13 protein-coding genes are annotated in these 20,202 nt (G+C 72.0%); 11 read left to right on the plus strand and 2 right to left on the minus strand.

Features of this window, described 5'->3' with window-relative positions:
* Positions 1-323: 323 nt before the first annotated feature.
* Together ACWEN0_RS45550 and ACWEN0_RS45555 are read right to left on the minus strand one after the other, a co-directional pair.
* Entirely contained in the window at positions 324-1,019 is a 696-nt protein-coding gene (locus tag ACWEN0_RS45550) for a winged helix-turn-helix transcriptional regulator (protein ID WP_451987630.1), read from the minus strand.
* A 46-nt stretch (positions 1,020-1,065) separates the two neighbouring features.
* Positions 1,066-1,902 (minus strand): AfsR/SARP family transcriptional regulator, encoded by an 837-nt coding sequence (locus tag ACWEN0_RS45555; protein ID WP_451987632.1) that lies wholly within the window; start codon positions 1,900-1,902, stop codon positions 1,066-1,068.
* A gap of 504 nt (positions 1,903-2,406) precedes the next feature.
* Between ACWEN0_RS45555 and ACWEN0_RS45560 the strand changes: the two genes are divergently transcribed.
* From ACWEN0_RS45560 to ACWEN0_RS45610, 11 genes are all read left to right on the plus strand, one after another.
* A complete protein-coding gene (locus ACWEN0_RS45560) occupies positions 2,407-3,327 on the plus strand; it encodes a helix-turn-helix transcriptional regulator (protein ID WP_451987634.1) in 921 nt (306 codons plus the stop codon).
* A 29-nt stretch (positions 3,328-3,356) separates the two neighbouring features.
* Positions 3,357-4,352 carry a DUF1702 family protein gene (locus ACWEN0_RS45565; RefSeq protein ID WP_451987636.1) on the plus strand — a complete coding sequence of 332 codons (996 nt, stop codon included), beginning with the start codon at positions 3,357-3,359 and terminating at the stop codon, positions 4,350-4,352.
* A gap of 110 nt (positions 4,353-4,462) precedes the next feature.
* Positions 4,463-5,446, plus strand: coding sequence for a DUF1702 family protein (locus ACWEN0_RS45570; protein WP_451987638.1), 984 nt, complete (start codon positions 4,463-4,465; stop codon positions 5,444-5,446).
* A complete protein-coding gene (locus ACWEN0_RS45575) occupies positions 5,443-7,416 on the plus strand; it encodes a CRTAC1 family protein (protein ID WP_451987640.1) in 1,974 nt (657 codons plus the stop codon). The genes ACWEN0_RS45570 and ACWEN0_RS45575 overlap by 4 nt, the downstream gene beginning before the upstream one ends.
* A gap of 4 nt (positions 7,417-7,420) precedes the next feature.
* On the plus strand, positions 7,421-8,428 hold the full coding sequence (locus ACWEN0_RS45580; protein WP_451987642.1) for an enediyne biosynthesis protein: 1,008 nt from the start codon (positions 7,421-7,423) through the stop codon (positions 8,426-8,428).
* Positions 8,425-9,798 (plus strand): cytochrome P450, encoded by a 1,374-nt coding sequence (locus tag ACWEN0_RS45585; RefSeq protein WP_451987644.1) that lies wholly within the window; start codon positions 8,425-8,427, stop codon positions 9,796-9,798. Before ACWEN0_RS45580 ends, ACWEN0_RS45585 begins: the two co-directional genes overlap by 4 nt.
* 25 nt (positions 9,799-9,823) lie before the next feature.
* Positions 9,824-10,393 (plus strand): DUF5987 family protein, encoded by a 570-nt coding sequence (locus ACWEN0_RS45590; RefSeq protein WP_451987646.1) that lies wholly within the window; start codon positions 9,824-9,826, stop codon positions 10,391-10,393.
* Entirely contained in the window at positions 10,390-12,042 is a 1,653-nt protein-coding gene (locus ACWEN0_RS45595; RefSeq protein WP_451987648.1) for a GMC family oxidoreductase N-terminal domain-containing protein, read from the plus strand. Before ACWEN0_RS45590 ends, ACWEN0_RS45595 begins: the two co-directional genes overlap by 4 nt.
* A gap of 71 nt (positions 12,043-12,113) precedes the next feature.
* On the plus strand, positions 12,114-13,184 hold the full coding sequence (locus ACWEN0_RS45600; RefSeq protein WP_451987650.1) for a carboxymuconolactone decarboxylase family protein: 1,071 nt from the start codon (positions 12,114-12,116) through the stop codon (positions 13,182-13,184).
* Positions 13,185-13,327: 143 nt separating this feature from the next.
* Positions 13,328-14,122, plus strand: a complete 795-nt coding sequence (locus tag ACWEN0_RS45605; protein ID WP_451987652.1) for a TIGR03084 family metal-binding protein — start codon at positions 13,328-13,330, stop codon at positions 14,120-14,122.
* A 254-nt stretch (positions 14,123-14,376) separates the two neighbouring features.
* Positions 14,377-20,202: a type I polyketide synthase gene (locus ACWEN0_RS45610; RefSeq protein WP_451987654.1), complete on the plus strand. Its 5,826-nt coding sequence runs from the start codon at positions 14,377-14,379 to the stop codon at positions 20,200-20,202.

Consider the following 20,202-nt stretch of genomic DNA (forward strand, 5'->3'; position numbering starts at 1 on the left):
GTGGGAAGGTGCGTTGCAGGTCGGCGATCTCGCGGGTGCGCGGGAGCACTACCGGCGCGCGGCCGGGCGGACGGCGAGTCTGCCCGAGCGGCGGTATCTGGAGGAGCGGGCGGACCGGTTGGGTTGAGTGGGGCTTGTGGCCGGGGTGGGAAGGTGCGTTGCAGGTCGGCGATCTCGCGGGTGCGCGGGAGCACTACCGGCGCGCGGCCGGGCGGACGGCGAGTCTGCCCGAGCGGCGGTATCTGGAGGAGCGGGCGGACCGGTTGGGCTGACGACTGCGAGCCGGAGGGCGGAAGGCCCTCCGGCTCGTCAGGTGATCGTCCTCAGTGGACGGCGACGTCGTTCTTCGCCTCGGGGGCCGAGGTCAGGCGGAACAGGCGGGTGAACAGTTCGAGGTCGCGCACGTCGCCCTCGATGGAGACCGAGCCGTTCTCCAACGCCTGGGCCGGGGTGACGTGACCGCCGATGACGTCCAGCAGGGCCGAACCCTGGCTGGACCGGATGATCAGGTCGGCGTCCGGGTAGCGGCCTTCGGAGACCTTCAGGTCGCCGTCGTCGACCATCGCGTGGAGGATCATCGTGTTGTGGTAGTGGATCGCGAACGTGATCTGGACGCCGGCCGCCGCTTCCGCCTGGAACGTCGTGTACAGCGACAGGATCGCCGCGTCCAGGGTGAAGATGTCGTCCGGGCCCGGGTGGCTCAGCGACCGCGCGCCCCACAGGCCGAGGTCCAGCAGGATCTGGTCGAGCTCGCTGCCGTACTGGGTGAGCTCGTAGACCAGGCCGGCGTCGAGGTCGGGGCGGATCCGGCGGCGGATCACGCCGGACTCCTCCAGCTCGTTGAGCCGCGCCGAAAGGATGCTCGGCGGAATCTTCGGCAGGCCGGTCCGGAGCTCGTTGTAGCGCTTCGGGCCGAGCACCAGGTCGCGCACGATGAGCAGGGCCCAGCGTTCACCGACGAGCTCCATGGCGCGGGCCAGTCCGCAGTACTGTCCGTAGGTGCGGTTGCGTGCGGTCATTGATCCTCACTTCGTTCCGTGCGGGGTGGGTCGGTGGCGCGGTGGCTCAGAAGTGGTCGCCCTCCGAGATCAGGTCGTGGTGCAGCAGCTGCAGCTCGTCGCACGGCTCGACGCCGAGCTCCTCGCTGAGCCGCTTGCGGAGGGTGCGGTAGACGGCCATCGCGTCGGACCGGCGGCCGCTGCGGCCCAGCGCCCGCATCAGCTGCCCGTGCAACGCCTCGTCGAGCGGGTTGCCCGCGGTCAGCGAGCGCAGTTCCCCGATCAGCTCGCGGTGGTTGCCGCTGGTGATCTCGGCCTCGATGAGCATGTGCAGCGCGTTGCGCCGCTGTTCCAGCAGCTCCACCGTGTACGGGAGCAGAATGGGTCCACAGTGGACGTTGGCCAGCGGCGGCCCGGTCCACAGGTCCAGCGCCGCGCGGAACCGCAGGGCCGCGGCCGCGTGCTGGTCCTGGCGCAGCAGGTCCTGCGCCTCCTGCTGCAGCTGCCCGAACCGGTGGACGTCGACCTGGCTCGGGTCGATCCGGAAGACGTACCCGGGTGCCTTGGTGGTCAGCAGGTCCTCGGCCCCGTCGGCCAGGCTGTTCTGCTCGAAGCACCGGCGCAGGTGGTAGACGTAGGTGTGCAGCGTGGTCCGCACCGTCCGGGGTGGACCGCTCGGCCACAGCTCCTGCGTGATCGAGTCGACGTGCACCATCTTGCCCGGGCGCGTGACGAGCAGGGCCAGCAGTTGCAGGAGCTTCGGAGCGGTCGGGGTGTGGTCGACGCCGTCGCGCAGCACGCCGAGCGTGCCGAGAACCGTGAACTGGACGACACTTTCGGGTGGTCGGACGGGCCGTTGGGACACGTCGACCAGCCCGTCCGATAGCCTCTTCTCGGAGTACATGTCGCGCGCCTCCAGGTGTTCTGCCGCGATGTCTCTAGCTCCCCAGTACGCCTCGCCGAGCCGGGCACGGCCGACCGCGGGCTGTCCATCGTCGAATGTGACAGAGCGGCGCCACCCCAGCCAGTGAGCGGTCCACCAGACTCGAGATGTGTTTTCCCCGCCGGGCCCGTGCGTTCCGCACGTCTCGCTCGGGTGCTGCCCACCCGTCACAGCCGGCGTGGGGCGGGCAAACCGCAGGTCCCGGACGACGTGGCGGCCGGGAATCGGGGAACCGCGGGCCCCGGGGCTCCTCGATCCGGCCTTTCTGCCAGCCGGGCCCGGTGTGCCGCGCACGACGCGGGTGTGCGTTCGTCACCCGGGAACCCTGCCGTCCGCACGGTCGTCGCTCCGGCGGTGCGCCGTGCTCGCCCGGCTCTCGATCGGGGGTCCACCGGCCCGCGAGGGGTGACGTCTTACCTGGCGAACAGGGAACTTGACGTCGGTAGGGAATTCGAGGTTGGACTGATGATCTTGCGATCGGTGGCGTCCGGGGGCGCCGACGGCGAAGACCCGTCCGCGGGTGCAGAGCGGTACAGGCAGGTCCAAGCGCCGGAACAGGCCGTCCAGCCCGCCGTCCTGCGCGCGATCGAAATGATCCTGGAGCGGTACTTCGAGCCGATCACGTTGTCGGCCCTGGCTTCCGAGGTGTTCGTGAGCCCGTTCCACTTCTCACGCATCTTCGCCAAGGCGACCGGTGTGACGCCGGGGCGCTTCCTCACCGCGGTGCGGCTGTTCGAGGCGAAGCGGTTGCTGCTGACCACTTCGCTGACCGTTTCGGACATCGTCTGCAGCGTCGGCTACAGCAGCGTCGGCACGTTCACGAGCCGGTTCGCCCGCGCGGTCGGGATGACCCCGACCGAGTACCGCGAACCGGAGGTGGGCGAGCTGCTCGTGGCGCACTCGGCGTACTTCCAGCGGCTGCCCGCGCTGCGGTCGCTGCGGGAGGCGGGCAGCACGTGCGCGTCCCTGCAAGGGGGCAACGAACGGCTGGGGGTGCGGCTGCGGTTCCCGAACGGCGCCGCGCCGGCCACCGTGCTCGTCGGCGTGTTCGCCGACGCCGTACCGCAGAGCGGCCCGGTGGCCTTCGGCGGGCTGGCCGACTCCGAGGCGGGCGCGCTGACGATCCACGGGGTGCCCGAGGGCACCTGGACGGTGATCGCGGTCGCCGACCACGGTGCGGGACGGCCGCCCGCGGGCGGGCCGGCCTTCACCATCGGCACGGCGACGACGACGGTCACCCCGTTCGAGCCGGCGGAGGTGTCGATCCGGCTGCGGCCGCCGGCGCTGACCGACCCGCCGATCGCGATCACCCTGGCGTCGCGGCAGACGCCGGGCAGCCAGCAGATGCTCGCCGCCTCGCGCGCGCACCTGCGCGCCGTGGCCTGAACCCGCGTCCCGAGAAGAGGAAACGAGCAATGGCGACATTCTTCGGCGTCCTGCGCAAGCGCGCGCTGGCGCCCTCCCTGGCTTCGGTGGGGTTCGAGGAGCGTGGCTTCCCGGTCACCCCCACCGCGGCGACGGCCCGGCTGGAGGCGGTGCCGCAGGCCGTGGTGTGCGGGTTCGAGTGGGCGATCGAGGGCGCTTCGCTGTGGGAGCTGGAACGGCGGCTCGCGCTCGTCGAACCGGAGCAGCGCGGGTTCGCGTACGAAGGCGCGACGATGGGGTACACGATCCTCGACGCGATGCCGGGCGGCGGCCGCGACCGCACGAAGGCACTGCTGGAGGGCCCGGGGGAGCCGCACATCTTCCTCACCTACATCGGGATCGGGTTCGCGATGGCCCGGCTGCCGCGTCCACTGTGGAAGAACATCCTGCCGTCGCTGGAGGGGGTGCACCACCACCCGGTCATGAGCTGGCTGGCGGTGGACGGCTTCGGGTTCGACCGGGCGTACTTCGACACCGGCAAGTGGGTCGGCGAACAGGCCGAGCCGGCACCGTACCCCTGGGCGGGGCGCCCGGACTACTTCTCGCGTGCCTTCGACCAAGGCGTCGGCCGCGCGCTGTGGTTCATCAACGGCGGCGTGCCCGAGGCCGCCGCGGCCGCGGCGGACGCCTTCGCCGAAAGCCGCCGCCCCGACCTCTGGAGCGGGATCGGGCTGGCGGCCACCTTCGCCGGCGGCGCGGACCGGGCCGGGCTGGAGACGCTGCGCCGGCTCGCCGGGCCGCACCACGCGGAACTGGCGCTGGGCGTGGTGTTCGCGATCAAGGCGCGCACCTACTCGACGTACGTGCCGGAGCACAGCCGCCTCGCCGCGGAGGTGCTCGCGGACCTCACGGTCGAGGCCGCCGAGACGATCGCCGACCGCACTGAGGTGCCCTTCGTCGACGAGGGGCCGCAACCGCCGTACGAGCTGTGGCGGGAGCGGATCCGGGCGGAGTTCCGCGCGGGCTCCCGAGAGCGCGCCGCCTGACGCCGCCGCTCGCGGGCAACCGTGGAGTAGACCGCTGACCAGCGGATAAGTGACCGTGGAGCGGAACGAGCTTTACCACATTTCCTTCTACCCGTAAGGGGGAGAGTGCGTTGGGCAATGGTTGGCGCACGCTCAGGCGTCGCATCCTGACACCGGACGTTTCGGAGACCTCGCTGGAGAAGCGGGGCTTCCACCGCAAGAGCCCAGCCGCTCAAGAACGACTCGAGACGATCGGGGAAAAGTTCCTCCTCGGGTACGCGCACGCGGTCGAAGCGCGGTCGGTGGAGCAGGCCGAGGAATGGCTCGAGCAGATTCCGACGCAGTTCCGCGGCTTTGCCTACGAAGGCGCGGGAATGGGGTACGGCGTCCTCGACGGGCTGCCGTTCGGCAAGAGCACGAACATCGCCGATTTCCTGGCCGGCCCCGGCGAGAAGCACGACTACATCATCTACGTCGGGGTCGGCTGGGCGATGTGCCGGCTGCCGCGGTTCGCCTGGCCGAAGGCGTCGGCGTTCGACCCGCTGCTGCGCTGGCTCGTGCTCGACGGCTACGGCTTCCACCAGGCGTACTTCAAGACCGCCAAGTACATCGGGCAGCAGTACCAGGAGCCGGGCTTCTCCTGGCCGGACCGGCGCTACGACGGGTACGCGCTGCGGGCCATCGACCAGGGCATCGGCCGCGCGCTGTGGTTCATCTGCGGCACCGACGTCTCCCTGGTGACCAAGACGATCGAGGAGTTCCCCGAGTCGCGCCACGGCGACCTGTACGCGGGGGTCGGGCTGGCCTCGACCTACGCGTGCGGCGTCACCGCCGACGAGCTGGCGGAACTGGTCGACCGGGCCGGGATCCACCACGGGCAGCTGGCGCAGGGGAGCGCCTTCGCCGCGGAGTGCCGGGTGCGCTCGGGCCTGATGATCCCGGAAACCGAGATGGCGGCCCAGGCGATCTGCGGCCTGTCCGCCGAGCGGGCCGCCGCGATCACGCAGGAGGTCCGCCCGGCCGTCGTCGTCGACGGCGACGACGTCCCGGCCTTCGAAACCTGGCGGCAGCGGATCGCCGAAGAAGTGCTGACCCACGGAGGTAAGAAGAAATGACCGCGACCTTCGGCTGGCTGCGCAAGCAGCTGGCGGGCATCGTGGCGCTGGTGCTGATCCTCGGCCTGTTCCTGGTCGCCCGGCTGCCCAGCGTCTCCGCCGCCGAACAGGACCAGATGGCGAACCAGTTCCACTTCACCCCGATGACGATCGCGCTGCCCGCGGCGAAGAAGTCGCAGTCGATCCGGACGGTGAACAAGGAGTACGAGCACATCGCCGCCTGGATCTCCTCGGTCGGCGCCGCGATCGCGATCAACGACATCAGCGGCAGCGGCAAGGCCAACGACATCTGCCTGGTAGACCCGCGCAGCGACCAGGTCGTCATCACGCCGGCGCCGGACTCGGGCCCGCGCTACGCGCCCTTCGCGCTCGACCCCGCGCCGACGCTGCCGACGTGGGACTACATGGCCCCGATGGGCTGCGTCCCCGGCGACTACAACGAAGACGGCCGCACCGACGTCCTCGTCTACTACTGGGGCCGGACTCCGGTGCTGTTCCTGCAGAAGGCGAACGCCACCAAGTTCGACGCGTCGGCGTTCCAGCCGACCGAGCTGGTGCCGGGCAACAACCGCGGCCCGGACGGCAAGTACACCGGTCCACTGTGGAACACCGACTCCGCCACGATCGGCGACTTCGACGGTGACGGGCACGTCGACATCTTCATCGGGAACTACTTCCCGGACAGCCGGGTGCTGGACCCGAACGCCGACGGCGGCATCACACTGAACCAGTCGATGTCGCACGCGACGAACTCGGGCGGCAAGTACATCTACCGCTGGACCGGCGCCACGTCCGGGGCGAACCCGACCGCGAAGTACGTCGACGCCTCCCAAGGCATCCCGGAGAGCGCGCGCCAGGGCTGGACACTGGCCTCCAGCGCGACCGACATCGACGGCGACAACCTGCCGGAGCTCTACATCGCCAACGACTTCGGGCACGACCACCTGCTGTACAACAAGTCCACGCCGGGCCACATCGAGCTCGCCGAGGTCACCGGGGTCCGCGGGATCGCCGACCCGAAGTCGAAGGTGCTCGGCCACGACTCCTTCAAGGGGATGGGCGTCGACTTCGGCGACCTGAACCACGACGGCCTGTACGACCTGTTCGTCAGCAACATCACGACCTCGTGGGGCATCGAGGAGTCGAACTTCCAGTTCATGAACACCTCGCGCAGCATCCAGGACCTGCGTAGCCAGCTGCAGAACGGCGTCGCCCCGTTCCACGACGAGAGCGGCCAGACCGGCACGGCGTGGTCCGGCTGGGGCTGGGACGTCAAGATCCAGGACTTCAACAACAGCGGGGAGAACCAGATCGCCCAGGCGACCGGGTTCGTCAAGGGCCAGGTCAACCGCTGGCCGAACCTGCAGGAGCTGGCCACGGCGAACGACGGCCTGCTGTCCAACCCGTTCTGGTGGCCCAACGCCCGCGCCGGTGACGACATCGGTGGCGACCAGACGTTCCACTTCTTCGTGAAGAGCCCGGACGGCCGCTACACCGACCTCGGCCCGCGGCTGGGCCTGGCGGTGCCGGTGCCGACCCGCGGCATCGGGGTCGGCGACACCAACGGCGACGGCCTGCCCGAGTTCGCGGTGGCGCGGCAGTGGGAAGCGCCGATCTTCTACCACAACGACAGCCCGAACCCGGGCAAGTACCTGCAGCTGAAGCTGACCACGGACGCCCCCGTCGCGCCCGGCCCGCTGCCCGCGGCCGGCAACCCGGCGATCGGTGCCCAGGTCACCGTCACGACCTCGGACGGCAAGAAGTACCTCGGCCGGGTCGACGGCAGCAGCGGCGAGGCCGGCCGGCGCAGCTTCGACGTCCAGATCGGCCTCGGGCACGACGTCACCGGACCGCTCGACGTGCACCTGCAGTGGCGCGACCGGACCGGGCAGCTGCGCACGCAGGACCTGAAGCTGCAACCCGGCTGCCACGCGTACCAGCTCGGCACCACGGCGATGGAAGAGATGTGACGGCATGAGCACCCCGACGCTGACCAAGGTGGACACCGCGCCACCGAAACGGACGAACAAGGTCGTCACCGCGCTCAAGCGGTTCGCGATGTCGATCACGATCTTCAACATCCTCGGCTACACGATCCTCGGCTTCGAGCAGCCGTACCTGTACCCGTTCGTCGCGCTGGCGACCGCGTACACCACGGAGATCCTGCTCGAGATCATCAACGCCAAGGTGACCAAGCGGGAAGTCCGGTTCAAGGGCAACGGCTTCAAGGGGCTCATGGAGTTCCTGCTGCCGGCGCACATCACCGGTCTCGCGCTGAACATGCTGACCTACGTCAACGACCAGATCCTCGTGATGGTCTTCGGGGTCGTCGTGGCCGTCGGCGCGAAGTGGGTGCTGCAGGCGCCGGTGTACGGCCGGATGCGGCACTACATGAACCCGTCGAACTTCGGCATCACGATCATCCTGCTGGTGTTCCCGTGGGCCAGCATCGCCCCGCCGTACCACTTCAGCGAGCAGATCGCGACCTGGGGCGGCTGGCTGATCGTCGCGATCATCCTGGTCTCGGGCACCGTGCTCAACGCGCTGCTGACCAACCGGATGTTCTTGATCGCGGGCTGGCTGAGCTTCTTCGTCATCCAGGCCTTCGTCCGCGGCTGGCTGTTCGGCACGTCGATCCCCGGCGCGCTGGCGATGGGCACCGGGATCGCGTTCGTGCTCTACACCAACTACATGGTGACCGACCCGGGCACGTCGCCGTCGAAGAAGGGCTCGCAGTTCGCCTTCGGCGCGGGCGTGGCGCTCGCGTACGGCTTCTTCACCGCCGTGCACGTCTCCTACGGCCTGTTCCTGGCCACCGCGACCGTGTGCCTGATCCGCGGGATGTTCCTGTGGGGCCTGCACTTCTCGAACAAGGCGCGGATCCGGTTCGAGGCCGACCAGGCCGCGCAGAAGGCGAAGCTCGAGCTCGCGCCGCCCGCTCCCGAAGCGGACGACGAGAAGCCGGGAGCCGTCGCGGCATGACCGGTCCTTCGGACGACGCCCGGGCGGCGCGCACCGCGCCGCCCGGGCCGCCGCGCCGGGCGACGTTCCGGTTGCTGAAGCAGCTCTTCACCGACCGGCTCGCGCTCATGGGCGACAACGCCGACACCTACGGCGACGTCGTCCGCATCGCCATCGGCCCCAAGGCGATGTACCTGGTGAACCACCCCGACCTGGCCAAGCACGTCCTCGCGGACAACGCGGCCAACTACCACAAGGGCATCGGCCTGCAGGAGGCGCGCCGCGCCCTCGGCGACGGCCTGCTCACCAGCGACGGCGAGATCTGGAAGAAACAGCGCCGGACCATCCAGCCGGTGTTCCAGCCCAAGCGGATCTCACGGCAGGCCGCCGTCGTGGCGTCCGAAGTGGACGGACTGATCCGGCGGCTGGCCGCGCACGACGGCCCGGTCGAGATCCTGCACGAAATGACCGGCCTGACGCTGGGCGTGCTCGGCAAGACGCTGCTGGACGCCGAGCTCGGCGGCTACGAGACGCTGGGCCACTCGTTCGAGGCCGTGCAGGACCAGGCCATGTTCGAGGCGGTCACGCTGAGCATGGTCCCGCAGTGGGTGCCGCTGAAGAAGCAGGTGCAGTTCCGGACCGCGCGCGACGACCTGCGCCGGATCGCCGACGAGCTCGTCGAGCAGCGGCTGGCGAACCCGGTGGAGAACGGCGAAGACGTGCTGTCGCGGTTGATCGCGTCCGGGTCCGAGCAGGGTGCGACGCGCGAGCGCATGCGCGACGAGCTGATCACCCTGCTGCTGGCCGGGCACGAAACGACGGCGAGCACGCTCGGCTGGGCGTTCCACCTGATCGACGAGCACCCCGAGGTCGCCGAGCGGCTGCACGCCGAGGCCGTCGAGGTGCTCGGCGACCGGCTGCCCGAGCACGAAGACCTGCGCCGCCTGACCTACACCGTGGCGGTGGTCGAAGAGGTCATGCGGCTCTACCCGCCCGTGTGGCTGCTGCCGCGGATCGCCCAGGCCGACGACGAGATCGGCGGGTACCACGTGCCGGCCGGGTCGGACGTCGTCGTGGTGCCCTACACGCTGCACCGGCACCCGGAGTTCTGGGCCGACGCCGAGCGCTTCGACCCGGGCCGGTTCACCGCGGACGAGCGGCCGCCGCGCTACGCCTACATCCCGTTCGGCGCCGGGCCGAGGTTCTGCATCGGCAACAGCCTCGGGGTGATGGAGGCCGTGTTCGTGCTCGCGATGGCCGCGCGGGACCTGGAGCTGCGCAAGGTGCCGGGCAAGGTCGTCGAACCCGAGGCGATGCTCTCGCTGCGGGTGCGCGGCGGGCTGCCGATGACCGTGCACCCGCGGGCCGCCGAGACCCGCCGGGCCGCTTGATCCACACTGATGAGGAGGTAGGCCGGTGCAACCCGAGGCCACCGAAGAAGAACGCGTCAAGAACATGACTCTCGAGGCCTACGCCGACACGATCGTGCCGGGGGAGAAGCGGTTCCCGGAGGACCGGGCGATCGCCGGGGCCGCGCCCGGTCCCGGCTCGGTCGTCGCGGGCGCGCTCGAGCTGCTCAACTTCGACGCGACCGGCGTCACGGCCGGCCTGCCCTACCTCGCGCAGTCGCTCAACGACCACGCGAAGTCCTACGCGGGCGAGGTGGATCTGGAGCTCGACCACGACGTCCCGCCGTTCGTCGCGCTGCCCTACGAACACCGCCGCGAGCTGGTGCGGCGGCTGACCACGCCGGGGCACCCGGAGAAGGACGGCTGGGTCAGCCTGGCCCTGTTCTGCAACATGGCCTACGACAGCGCCGCGCACAAGCACACCGCCGAAGCCATCCGCGAAGGGCACCCCGGCCTGCTGGCGCTGGGCTACCGGCCCCCGGACGCGGACGGGTTCTGGCGGTTCCCGAAGTACGGCTACGGCCGCAAGCTGGCCGAACTCCACCCCGACACCACGCCCTCCGGGAGCCCCGCATGAGCGCCATCGACAAGACCGACGTCGTCATCGTCGGCAGCGGCTTCGGCGGCTCCATCCCCGCGTACCACCTCGCCGCCGGCGGGGCCAAGGTCACGGTGCTGGAGCGCGGCCCGTGGCTGGCCGCGGCCGACTTCGAGCACGACTACCTGCTCGGCTCGTCCTACACCCGGGCGTTCGACTTCGTCGTCGGCGACGGGATGAGCGTGCTCGGCGGCAACTGCGTCGGCGGCGGCAGCGTGGTGTACTTCGCCGCGATGCCGCGGGCGCCGAAGTTCGTCTTCGAGCGGCACGGCAGCATCGGGCGCCGGATGTGGCCTTCGGTCATCACGCGCGACTCGCTCGAGCCGTGGTACGACCGGGTCGACGAGTCGATCCCGGTGTCCAAACAGGACTGGAACGACGTCTCCTACGCCGGCGGGCTGTGGGCCGCGGCCTGCAACCACTCGGGCCGCACGGCCAACCCGGCACCGGTCGCGGTCGACAACGACACCTGCGTCAACTGCAACTTCATGATGGCCGGCTGCAAGTTCGACGCCAAGCGGTCGATGCTGACCAACTACCTGCCCGCGGCGCTCTCGCACGGCGCGGAAATCCGGCCGCTGCACGAGGTCCAGCGCCTCGAGCGCACCGAGGACGACGGCTACCGCGTCCACTACGACCTGATCGACGAAGAGGACTACCGGGTCCACACCGGCAGTGGCGTGATCGAGGCGAAGATCGTCATCATCGCCGCCGGCGCGGGTGCGACCCCGGTGATCCTGCAGCGTTCGGAGGCCGCGCTCGGCGCGATGCCGCACGGCGTCGGCCGGTACTTCTCCGGCAACGGCGAGCGGCTCAACACCGCGATCATCGACGAGGACCGCGTGCGCGAGGTGCTCGGACTGTCCCGTGAGGACGGTCCGGTGTACTCGGCCAACCACATCGGCAAGGGCCCGACCGTGGCGAACTGGGACAAGCTCGACGGGTCGCTGCCGGAGTACGAGCGGTACTCGCTGGAGCAGCTGTACTTCCCGCCGGGCCTGGGCACCATCCTCGCCCAGGTGCCCGGCGGCGAGGAGCCGCGCTGGTACGGGGCGCAGAAGAAGGAGATCCTCAACCAGTGGGCCAACTGGCTGACGATCTTCCTGATGACCGAGGACGACAACGAAGGCGTCTTCGGCACCCCGCCGCCCACCGGCAACGCCTACCGGATCTCGCAGCAGATGCTCGGCCGCGGCCCGCTGCGCTACGACCCGACGCCGAACACCCGGCGCGGGTGGGCGCTCGCGGACGCCGACTGCAAGGAGATCATCGAGAAAGACGGCATCGGCAAGGTCGCGCCGTGGACCAACGACGTCGTCGGGGCCTACACCGTGCACCCGCTGGCGTCCTGCCGGATCGGGGACGACCCGGCGACGTCCGCCCTGCACCCGAACCACGAGCTGCGCAACCACCCCGGCATCTTCGTCACCGACAGCGCGTCGGTGCCGGGCGCGCTCACGGTGAACCCGGCGATGACCATCGCCGCGCTCGCCGAGCGTTCGGTGCCGAGCATCGTCCGGGCCGCGCAGGCGCGGGGGGTCGACGTCAAGTACGGCGCACCGGCCCCCGACGGGTCGATCACCGGCCGGCGCGCGGTGTCCAAACTGGACCTCGTCGCCGGCAACTGATGCACGGGTACACCGAACTCGCGCTCCTGGGGATCTGGGAGCGCGAGTTCGCCGGTTCTCGAGGAGGAACGATGGCGCCGGGACTGGTGCGGTTCGCGTTGCGGCGGACCGTGAAGGACGTCAAGCACGTCGAGGCCGTGGGGCCGCGGCGGGCGCGGGGCCTGGTGCGGGAGGTGTACCGGCAGGTCGAACGGGACTTCGGGATGCTGGCGCCGCCGATCGCGCTGCACTCGCCGTCGCCGCCGGTGCTGGCGGCCGCGTGGCTCCTGCTGCGCGAGTCACTGGTCGCGGCGGGCGTCTCGGGCCGCGCGGACCGGGAGGTGGTCGCGGCCGCGGTTTCCGCCGGCAACGCCTGCCCGTACTGCGTCGAGGTGCACGCGATGGCGGTGGGCTCCCTGGGCGACCCGGGCACGGCGGCCGCGCTGGAAGCGGGCACCCCGGACGAGATCACCGACCCCGGCGCCCGCGAGCTCGCGGAGTGGGCGCGGGGCGCGGGCCCGCTGCCGCCGGGTGTCCCGGCCGGGGCGGCCGCCGAGTTCGCCGCCGTGGCCACGGCCTTCCACTACCTCAACCGGATGGTCGCGGTGTTCCTCGGCGATTCGCCGCTGCCCGACCGGGTGCCGGCGTCCGCGCGCGGGAAGGCGAAGGCGGTGCTCGGCCGCTTCCTGCGGCCGGGCCAGGCCCCGCCGGCCGGGCGGGCGCTGGCGTTCCTGCCCGCCACCGGCGCCGACGGCCCGGACTGGGCCGAGCCGGGCAGCACGCTCGCCGACGCCTTCTCGCGGGCCCGCGTGGCCGTCGAAGACGCCGGGGCGCGGGTGCTGCCGCCGCGGGTGCGTGACCTCGTGCGGCGCGAGCTGAAGGCGTGGGACGGCCGCCCGCCCGGCCTCGGCCGGTCGTGGGCCGACGGCCCGGTCGCCGAGCTGCCGCCCGCGGAGCGCCCGGCCGCCCGGCTGGCCCTGCTGGTGGCCAAGGCCGCGTACCAGGTCGACGACCTCGTCGTCACCGCCGTCCGCGGCGACCGCGCCGACGACCGGGGGCTGATCGAGCTCGTCTCGTGGGCCGCTCACGCCGCCGCCGAGGAGCTCGGCAGCCGCCTTTCCCTGCGCCCACGAGGAGAAGACGCGTCACGCGGGCGCGGGTGATGATTCGAAGAGGAGCTGATCGACCGGCCGGATTCCCTCGATCTCTCCCCGGCGGCCGCCGCACCGTGGCCCACCCACCCCCGCCACGAGCACGGCGGCCGCCGAAACCGACGTCCCCAGAACGAGCAGGGAAAGGACAACCGGTGACTGACACGACGGCCGTGATCGCCGACCTGACGACCGAGGCCGAGAGCGTGGACGCGCTCGTCGCCGGCCTTTCCGAAACCGAATGGGACACCCCGACGCCGGCGCCCGGCTGGACCGTGCGCCACCAGGTCGGGCACCTCGCCTTCATCTTCCGCATCGCGGGCCTCGCCGCGGCGCAGCCCGAGGCCTTCGTCGCCATGACGAAGGCGATCGGCGGCGACCTCGACGCCGCCGTCAACGGCGCGCTCCAGGAGTACCTGGGCGGTCCGGCGGAGGTCCTGCTGAGCCGCTGGCGCGCCGAGCGCGACCAGGGCATCAAGGCGCTCGCCGCGGTCCCCGGCACCGATGTCGTGCCGTGGCTGGTCAACCCGCTGCCGCCGTACGTGCTGGCCTGCGCGGGCATGATGGAGGTCTTCGCGCACGGCCAGGACATCGCCGACGCCCTCGGCGTCCGGCCGGTGCGCACCGACCGCCTCGCCCACCTCGTCGGGTTCGCCGTGCGCGTGCGCGACTTCGGGTACCAGGCGCGCGGGCTGACGCCGCCCGAAGAGGATTTCCGATTCGAGATCACGACGCCGTCCGGGCGGCAGCTGAGCTTCGGGCCCGAGGACTCGCCGGAGCGGATCACCGGCGGTGCCGAGGACTTCTGCCTGCTGGTCACCCGGCGGCGCCACCCCGACGACCTCGGCGTGCGCGCCGAGGGCGGGCTGGCCCGGCAGTGGCTGGAGGTGGCCCAGGCGTACCGGGGCCCGGCCGGTGACGGCCGCCGCCCGGGTCAGTTCCCGGCCTGATCCGTCCACTGTGGATGGCCGGGGAAAGTGCGGCGGATTTGTTCGCCGTTGCGCTTCCCGCGGCCGGGGCAGGGAGAAAGAAGAAGCCGGGAGTGCGGAAGCCCATGCTGAGCGGGCTGGGGTGACCACGGGAGAGATCCCGGCGGGAACGACGAACGACCTCGGCGGCGGGTGCGGACCCGTGCGCCGGACAGAACCGGGAACCGTCGCCCTCGCGACGGACGGGCTCGAGAGCTATTTGGGAGTGCGGTGGCATGAGCGGTGAGCGGATAGCGATCGTCGGGATCGGACTGCGGTATCCGGACGCCCGTTCGCTGGACGAGCTCTGGGAGAACGTGCTGGCCGGCCGCCGCGCGTTCCGACGGCTGCCCGACGAACGGATGAACCGGGCGGACTACTATTCCCCGGACCCGGCGGCACCGGACCGGTTCTACGCGCAGAAGGCCGCGGTGCTCCGCGACTTCGAGTTCGACCGGGTCGCGTACAAGGTCGCCGGCAGCACCTTCCGGGCCACGGACACCACGCACTGGCTGGCGCTGGACGTCGCCGCCCAGGCGCTGGCCGACGCCGGGTTCCCCGAGGGCGACGGCGCGCCGAGGGAGGCCACCGGCGTCGTCATCGGCAACAGCCTCACCGGCGAGTTCTCGCGGGCGAACATCATGCGGCTGCGCTGGCCGTACGTCCGCCGGACCGTCGCCGCGGCGCTCGGCGAGCGCGGCTGGGGCGACGAGGAGACGGCGTCCTTCCTGCGGGAGCTCGAGGTCCAGTACAAGGAGCCGTTCCCGGAGATCAACGAGGACACCCTCGCCGGCGGCCTGGCGAACACCATCGCCGGGCGCGTCTGCAACCACTTCGACTTCGCCGGCGGCGGCTTCACGGTCGACGGAGCCTGCTCGTCCTCGCTGCTTTCCGTGGTGAGCGCCGCGAACTCGCTGGCGCAGGGCGACCTCGACGTCGCCATCGCCGGCGGCGTCGACCTCTCGATCGACCCCTTCGAGGTGATCGGCTTCGCCAAGACCGGCGCCCTCGCCAAGCGCGAGATGAAGGTCTACGACGCCGACTCCAACGGCTTCTGGCCGGGCGAAGGCTCGGGCATGCTCGTCCTGATGCGCGAAAGCGACGCGATCGAGCAGGGCAAGCGCATCTACGCCTCGATCGGCGGCTGGGGCGTGTCCTCGGACGGCAAGGGCGGCATCACCCGGCCGGAGGCGGCCGGGCACCGGCTGGCCCTCAAGCGCGCCTACGACCGCGCCGGCTACGGCGTCGAGACCGTGTCCTACTTCGAGGGCCACGGCACCGGCACCGCGCTCGGCGACGCCACCGAGATCGAGGCCCTGTCCACCGCCCGCCACGACGCCGACCCGCTGGCCGCGCCGGCCGCGCTGTCGACCATCAAGGGCAACATCGGGCACACCAAGGCCGCGGCGGGCGTCGCCGGGTTGATCAAGGCGACGCTCGCCGTGTACCACCAGGTGATCCCGCCCGCGACCGGCCACTTCGAGCCGCACGAGAAGCTCACCGGTGACTCCGCGCGGATGTACGTGCCGCGCGAGGCGCAGCTGTGGCCGGCCGACGCCCCGGTCCGCGCCGGTGTCTCGGCGATGGGCTTCGGCGGGATCAACTCGCACGTCACGGTCACCGAGGCGCCCAACGCCGCGCGCAAGACCGAACTCGACGAGCGGACGCGGGCGCTGGTCTCCGGCCGCCAGGACGCCGAGCTGCTGCTGCTCGACGCCGACGACGTCGAGGGGCTGCGGGCCCGGATCACCGGCCTGCTGGAGTTCGTGCCGAAGCTGTCGATGGCCGAGCTCACCGACCTCGCCGGGCAACTGGCGGGCGAGCTCGCCCACCGGCCCGCGCGCGCCGCGGTCGTCGCGACCGGCCCGGAGGAGGCGGAGCGCAAGCTGACCCGCCTGCTCGAGCTGCTGGGCACCGACGGGTCCGTGTTCGCCGCCACCGACGGCATCTTCGCCGGCCACCGCGTCACCGAACCGCGCATCGGCTTCCTGTTCCCGGGCCAGGGTTCGGGGCGCGCGGCCGACGGCGTGCTGCGCCGCCGGTTCACCGGCGCCGACGACGTCTTCCGCGCCGCGGGCCTGCCCACCGGCGCCGACCACGTCGCCACCGAGGTCGCCCAGCCGCGGATCGTCGCCGGCTCGCTGGCCGCGCTGCGGGTGCTCCGCTCGCTCGGCATCGAGGCGCAGACGGCCGCCGGGCACAGCCTCGGCGAGCTGACCGCCCTGCACTGGGGCGGTGCCCTGGACGAGCGCGCGGTGCTGCAGCTGGCCAAGGTCCGCGGCAAGGTGATGGCCGCGACCACCGCGGACGAAGGCGCCATGGCGGGCATCGCCGCGTCGCCGAGCCGCGCGGAGGAGCTCGGCCTGGGCTCCGACGTCGTCATCGCGGGCTACAACGCCCCCGAGCAGACGGTGATCTCCGGCCCGGCCGCGGCCGTGGACCGGGTGATCGCCCGCGCCCACGCCGCCGGCGTCACCGCGACCCGGCTCAAGGTGTCGCACGCGTTCCACTCGCCGCTGGTCGAGCCGGCCGCGACGGCGATGACCGCGCCCCTGGCGGAGATCCCGTTCGCCCGCCTGGAGCACGCCGTCGTCTCCACGGTCACCGGTGACGTCCTGCACGCGGCGGAGAACCTGCCCGAGCTGCTGCGCGACCAGATCGTGCTCCCGGTGCGCTTCCGCGAGGCGGCCGCCAAGGTGGCCGAGCGCAGCGACCTGGTGATCGAGGTCGGCCCCGGCCGGGTGCTCTCGGGCCTGTTCGAGGAGATCGCCCCCCGCACGCCGGTGCTGGCCGTCGACACCGACAGCACGACGCTGAGCGCGGTGCTCCGGGTGGCGGGCGCGGCGTTCGCGGCCGGTGCCCAGCTGACGACCGGCCCGCTGTTCGAGGGCCGCGCGGTGCGCGGCCTGCCCGAGGACGGCGTATTCAACTTCCTCGCCAGCCCCTGCGAGGCGGCGCCGGAGATCGACAGCGAGCTCGCCGCGGAACTGGCGGCCGAGAAGGAGCAGGCGGCGTCGGAAGCCACGGTCGAGGTCGCCGGCGGCGCCAACGCGACGCTCGACCTGCTGCGCAAGCTCGCCGCCGAGCGCGTCGAGCTGCCGCTGGAGACCGTCACCGCGGACACCCACCCGCTCGACGACCTGCACCTGTCGTCCATCACGGTCGGCCAGCTGGTCAACGACGTCACCCGGGCACTGGGCCGGCCCGCACTGGAGGGCATGCCGAACTTCGCGACGGTCTGCCTCGGTGAGCTCGCCGAGATGATCGACGAGCTGGCCCAGACCGCGAAGCCGGCCGACACCGGCGGCGGCGAGGTCCCGGGGGCCGGCCCGTGGGTCCGGCCGTTCGCGGTCGAGTACGTGCCGGCCCCGCGGCCGGCGGCCGACCTGACGCCGGGCCTCGGCCAGGCGCGCTGGGAGGTCTTCTCGACGCCCGGTCACCCGCTGGCCGCGCCGCTGCGCGCGGCGCTGGCCCGCGCGGGTGCCGGCGACGGCGTGCTGCTCTGCCTGCCCGCCGACTGCGACGCGAGCCACGCCGGGCTGTTCCTCGAGGCCGGCCGCGCCGTCATGGCCGCGCCCAACGGCACGCGCTTCGTCGTCGTGCAGCACGGTCTCGGCGCCTCCGGGCTCGCGAAGACCCTGCGGCTCGAGGACCCGTCGGCCCGCACCACGATCGTCGACCTGGCCGACCCGGCCCCGGCCGACCCGGCCGCGGTCACCGAAGCGGTCAAGATCGTCGTCGCCGAGGTCGCCGGGACCACGGACTTCGCCGAAGTCCGCTACGGCGCCGACGGCGGCCGGACGGTGCCGCGCCTGGTCGCGGTCGCCCCGGCGCCCACCGGCCCGATCCCCGAGTCCCTCGACACGGGCGACGTCCTGCTCGTCACCGGTGGCGGCAAGGGCATCACCGCGGAAAGCGCGCTGGCGCTGGCCAAGGACTCCGGCGCGAAGCTCGCCCTGCTCGGCCGGAGCGACCCGGCCGACGACAGCGAGCTGGCCGAGAACCTCGGCCGGATGAAGGCCGCGGGCATCGACTACCGCTACGAGCGCGCCGACGTCACCTCGGGCACGCAGGTGGGCGACGCGATCGCCCGGATGCAGGCCGAGCTCGGCCCGGTCACCGCGGTGCTGCACGGCGCGGGGCGCAACGAGCCCGCCGCGTTGTTCAGCCTCACCGAGGACACCTTCCGCAAGACGCTCGCCCCGAAGATCGGCGGCCTCAACGCGGTGCTGGACGCGGTCGACAAGAGCAAGATCAAGCTGCTGGTCACCTTCGGCAGCATCATCGGCCGGGCCGGCCTGCGCGGCGAGGCGCACTACGCCACGGCCAACGACTGGATGACCGAGCTGACCCTGCGCTTCGGCCGCGAGTACCCGCAGGCACGGGCGGTCGCGCTGGAGTGGTCGGTCTGGTCCGGCACCGGCATGGGCGAGAAGCTCGGCGTGGTCAGCGCCCTCAAGCGCGACGGCATCACGCCGATCCCGACCGAGGACGGCATCGCCATCCTCAAGCAGGCGCTGGCCGACCCGGCGGTGCCGCCGGTGCTGGTCGTCTGCGGGCGCACCGGCGGGCTGGCCACGCTGCCGATCCAGCGCAAGGAGCTGCCGCTGACCCGGTTCGTCGACCGCGCGGTCGTGCACTACCCGGGGGTCGAGCTGATCACCGAGGCGGACCTGTCCGCCGGCTCGGACCCGTACCTGGCCGACCACCTGCTCGACGGGCAGCTGCTGTTCCCGGCGGTGCTCGGGATGGAGGCGATGACCCAGGTCGCCGCCGCCACCCTCGACCGGACCGGCGCGCCGGTGCTCTCGGACGTCGAGTTCCTGCGCCCGATCATCGTCTCGCCGGGCGGGTCCACCACGATCCGGCTGGCCGCCGTCGCCCGCGACGCCGACACCGTCGACGTGGTGCTGCGCAGCGACGAAACCGGGTTCAGCGCCGACCACTTCAAGGCCAGCCTGAGCTTCGCGCGGCCGGCCGAGATCGGCCCGAAGCAGGTCCGCGACACGGACGTGCCGTCGGTGCCGGTGGAACCGCTGTCCGAGCTCTACGGCACGGTTCTGTTCCAGGGCAAGCGTTTCCAGCGGGTCGTGGGCTACCGGCGGGCGAGCGCCCGGCACGCGGTGGCCGAGATCGCGACCACGGCCGACCACGACTGGTTCGCCCCGTTCCTGCCGCAGCAGCGGCTGCTGGCCGACCCCGGCACGCGGGACGCGATGATGCACGCGATCCAGTGCTGCGTGCCCGACGCGACGCTGCTGCCGCAGGGCATCGAGAAGCTGCACCTGGCCGAGCCCGGCGCCCAGCACCCGGAGTACGTGCTGCTGGACGCGAAGGAACGGCTCCAGGACGGCGACAGCTACGTCTACGACCTCGACGTCCGCAACCCGGACGGCGAGCTGGTGGAGCGCTGGGAAGGCCTGATGCTGCGGGCGGTCCGCAAGACCGACGGGGCCGGGCCGTGGGTGCCCTCGATGCTCAGCTCCTACCTGGAGCGGGCGTGCGAGCGGATGCTCGGCGGCACGCGGTCGGTGGTGCTGGAGCCCGACCCCGCCGGGGCCGAGGCGGGCGGCATCGCCGAACGCCGCGCGCAGACCGTGCTGGCCGCGAGCCGGGCGTTCGACAAGCCGGTCGAGATCCGCTACCGCCCGGACGGCAAGCCGGAGGTCGACGGCGGCGGCGCGATCACGGCGTCGCACAGCTCCCGGCTGACCCTCGTCGTGGCCGGCACCGGACAGGTGACCTGCGACGTCGAGACGGTGCTCGAGCGGACCGAGGAGGACTGGGCCGGGCTGCTCGGCGAGGAGCTGCTCTCGGTCGGCCGGTTGCTGGCCGCCGACGCGGGCGAGCCGGTCGCCGTGGCCAACACCCGGGTGTGGAGCGCCCTGGAATGCGTCCGCAAGACGGGCGCCATGACCGAGTCCCTGACCGTGCGCCGCGTCGAGGCCGACGGCTGGGCCCTGCTGGCCTGCGGGCCGGCGCGGATCGCGACCTGGGCCACGACCGTCAACGACCGGACCGAGCCGGTGGTCTTCGCGGTGCTGCAGGCAGAGGAGAACTGA

This window comes from Amycolatopsis sp. NPDC004378 (assembly GCF_053602455.1).

What these genes read in the sequence shown, in the direction of transcription:
- ACWEN0_RS45550 (WP_451987630.1), bottom strand. Translation starts at nt 1,019, where the DNA reads ATGACCGCACGCAACCGCACCTACGGACAGTACTGCGGACTGGCCCGC.
- ACWEN0_RS45555 (WP_451987632.1), bottom strand. Translation starts at nt 1,902, where the DNA reads ATGTACTCCGAGAAGAGGCTATCGGACGGGCTGGTCGACGTGTCCCAA.
- ACWEN0_RS45560 (WP_451987634.1), top strand. Translation starts at nt 2,407, where the DNA reads ATGATCTTGCGATCGGTGGCGTCCGGGGGCGCCGACGGCGAAGACCCG.
- ACWEN0_RS45565 (WP_451987636.1), top strand. Translation starts at nt 3,357, where the DNA reads ATGGCGACATTCTTCGGCGTCCTGCGCAAGCGCGCGCTGGCGCCCTCC.
- ACWEN0_RS45575 (WP_451987640.1), top strand. Translation starts at nt 5,443, where the DNA reads ATGACCGCGACCTTCGGCTGGCTGCGCAAGCAGCTGGCGGGCATCGTG.
- ACWEN0_RS45580 (WP_451987642.1), top strand. Translation starts at nt 7,421, where the DNA reads ATGAGCACCCCGACGCTGACCAAGGTGGACACCGCGCCACCGAAACGG.
- ACWEN0_RS45585 (WP_451987644.1), top strand. Translation starts at nt 8,425, where the DNA reads ATGACCGGTCCTTCGGACGACGCCCGGGCGGCGCGCACCGCGCCGCCC.
- ACWEN0_RS45595 (WP_451987648.1), top strand. Translation starts at nt 10,390, where the DNA reads ATGAGCGCCATCGACAAGACCGACGTCGTCATCGTCGGCAGCGGCTTC.
- ACWEN0_RS45600 (WP_451987650.1), top strand. Translation starts at nt 12,114, where the DNA reads ATGGCGCCGGGACTGGTGCGGTTCGCGTTGCGGCGGACCGTGAAGGAC.
- ACWEN0_RS45610 (WP_451987654.1), top strand. Translation starts at nt 14,377, where the DNA reads ATGAGCGGTGAGCGGATAGCGATCGTCGGGATCGGACTGCGGTATCCG.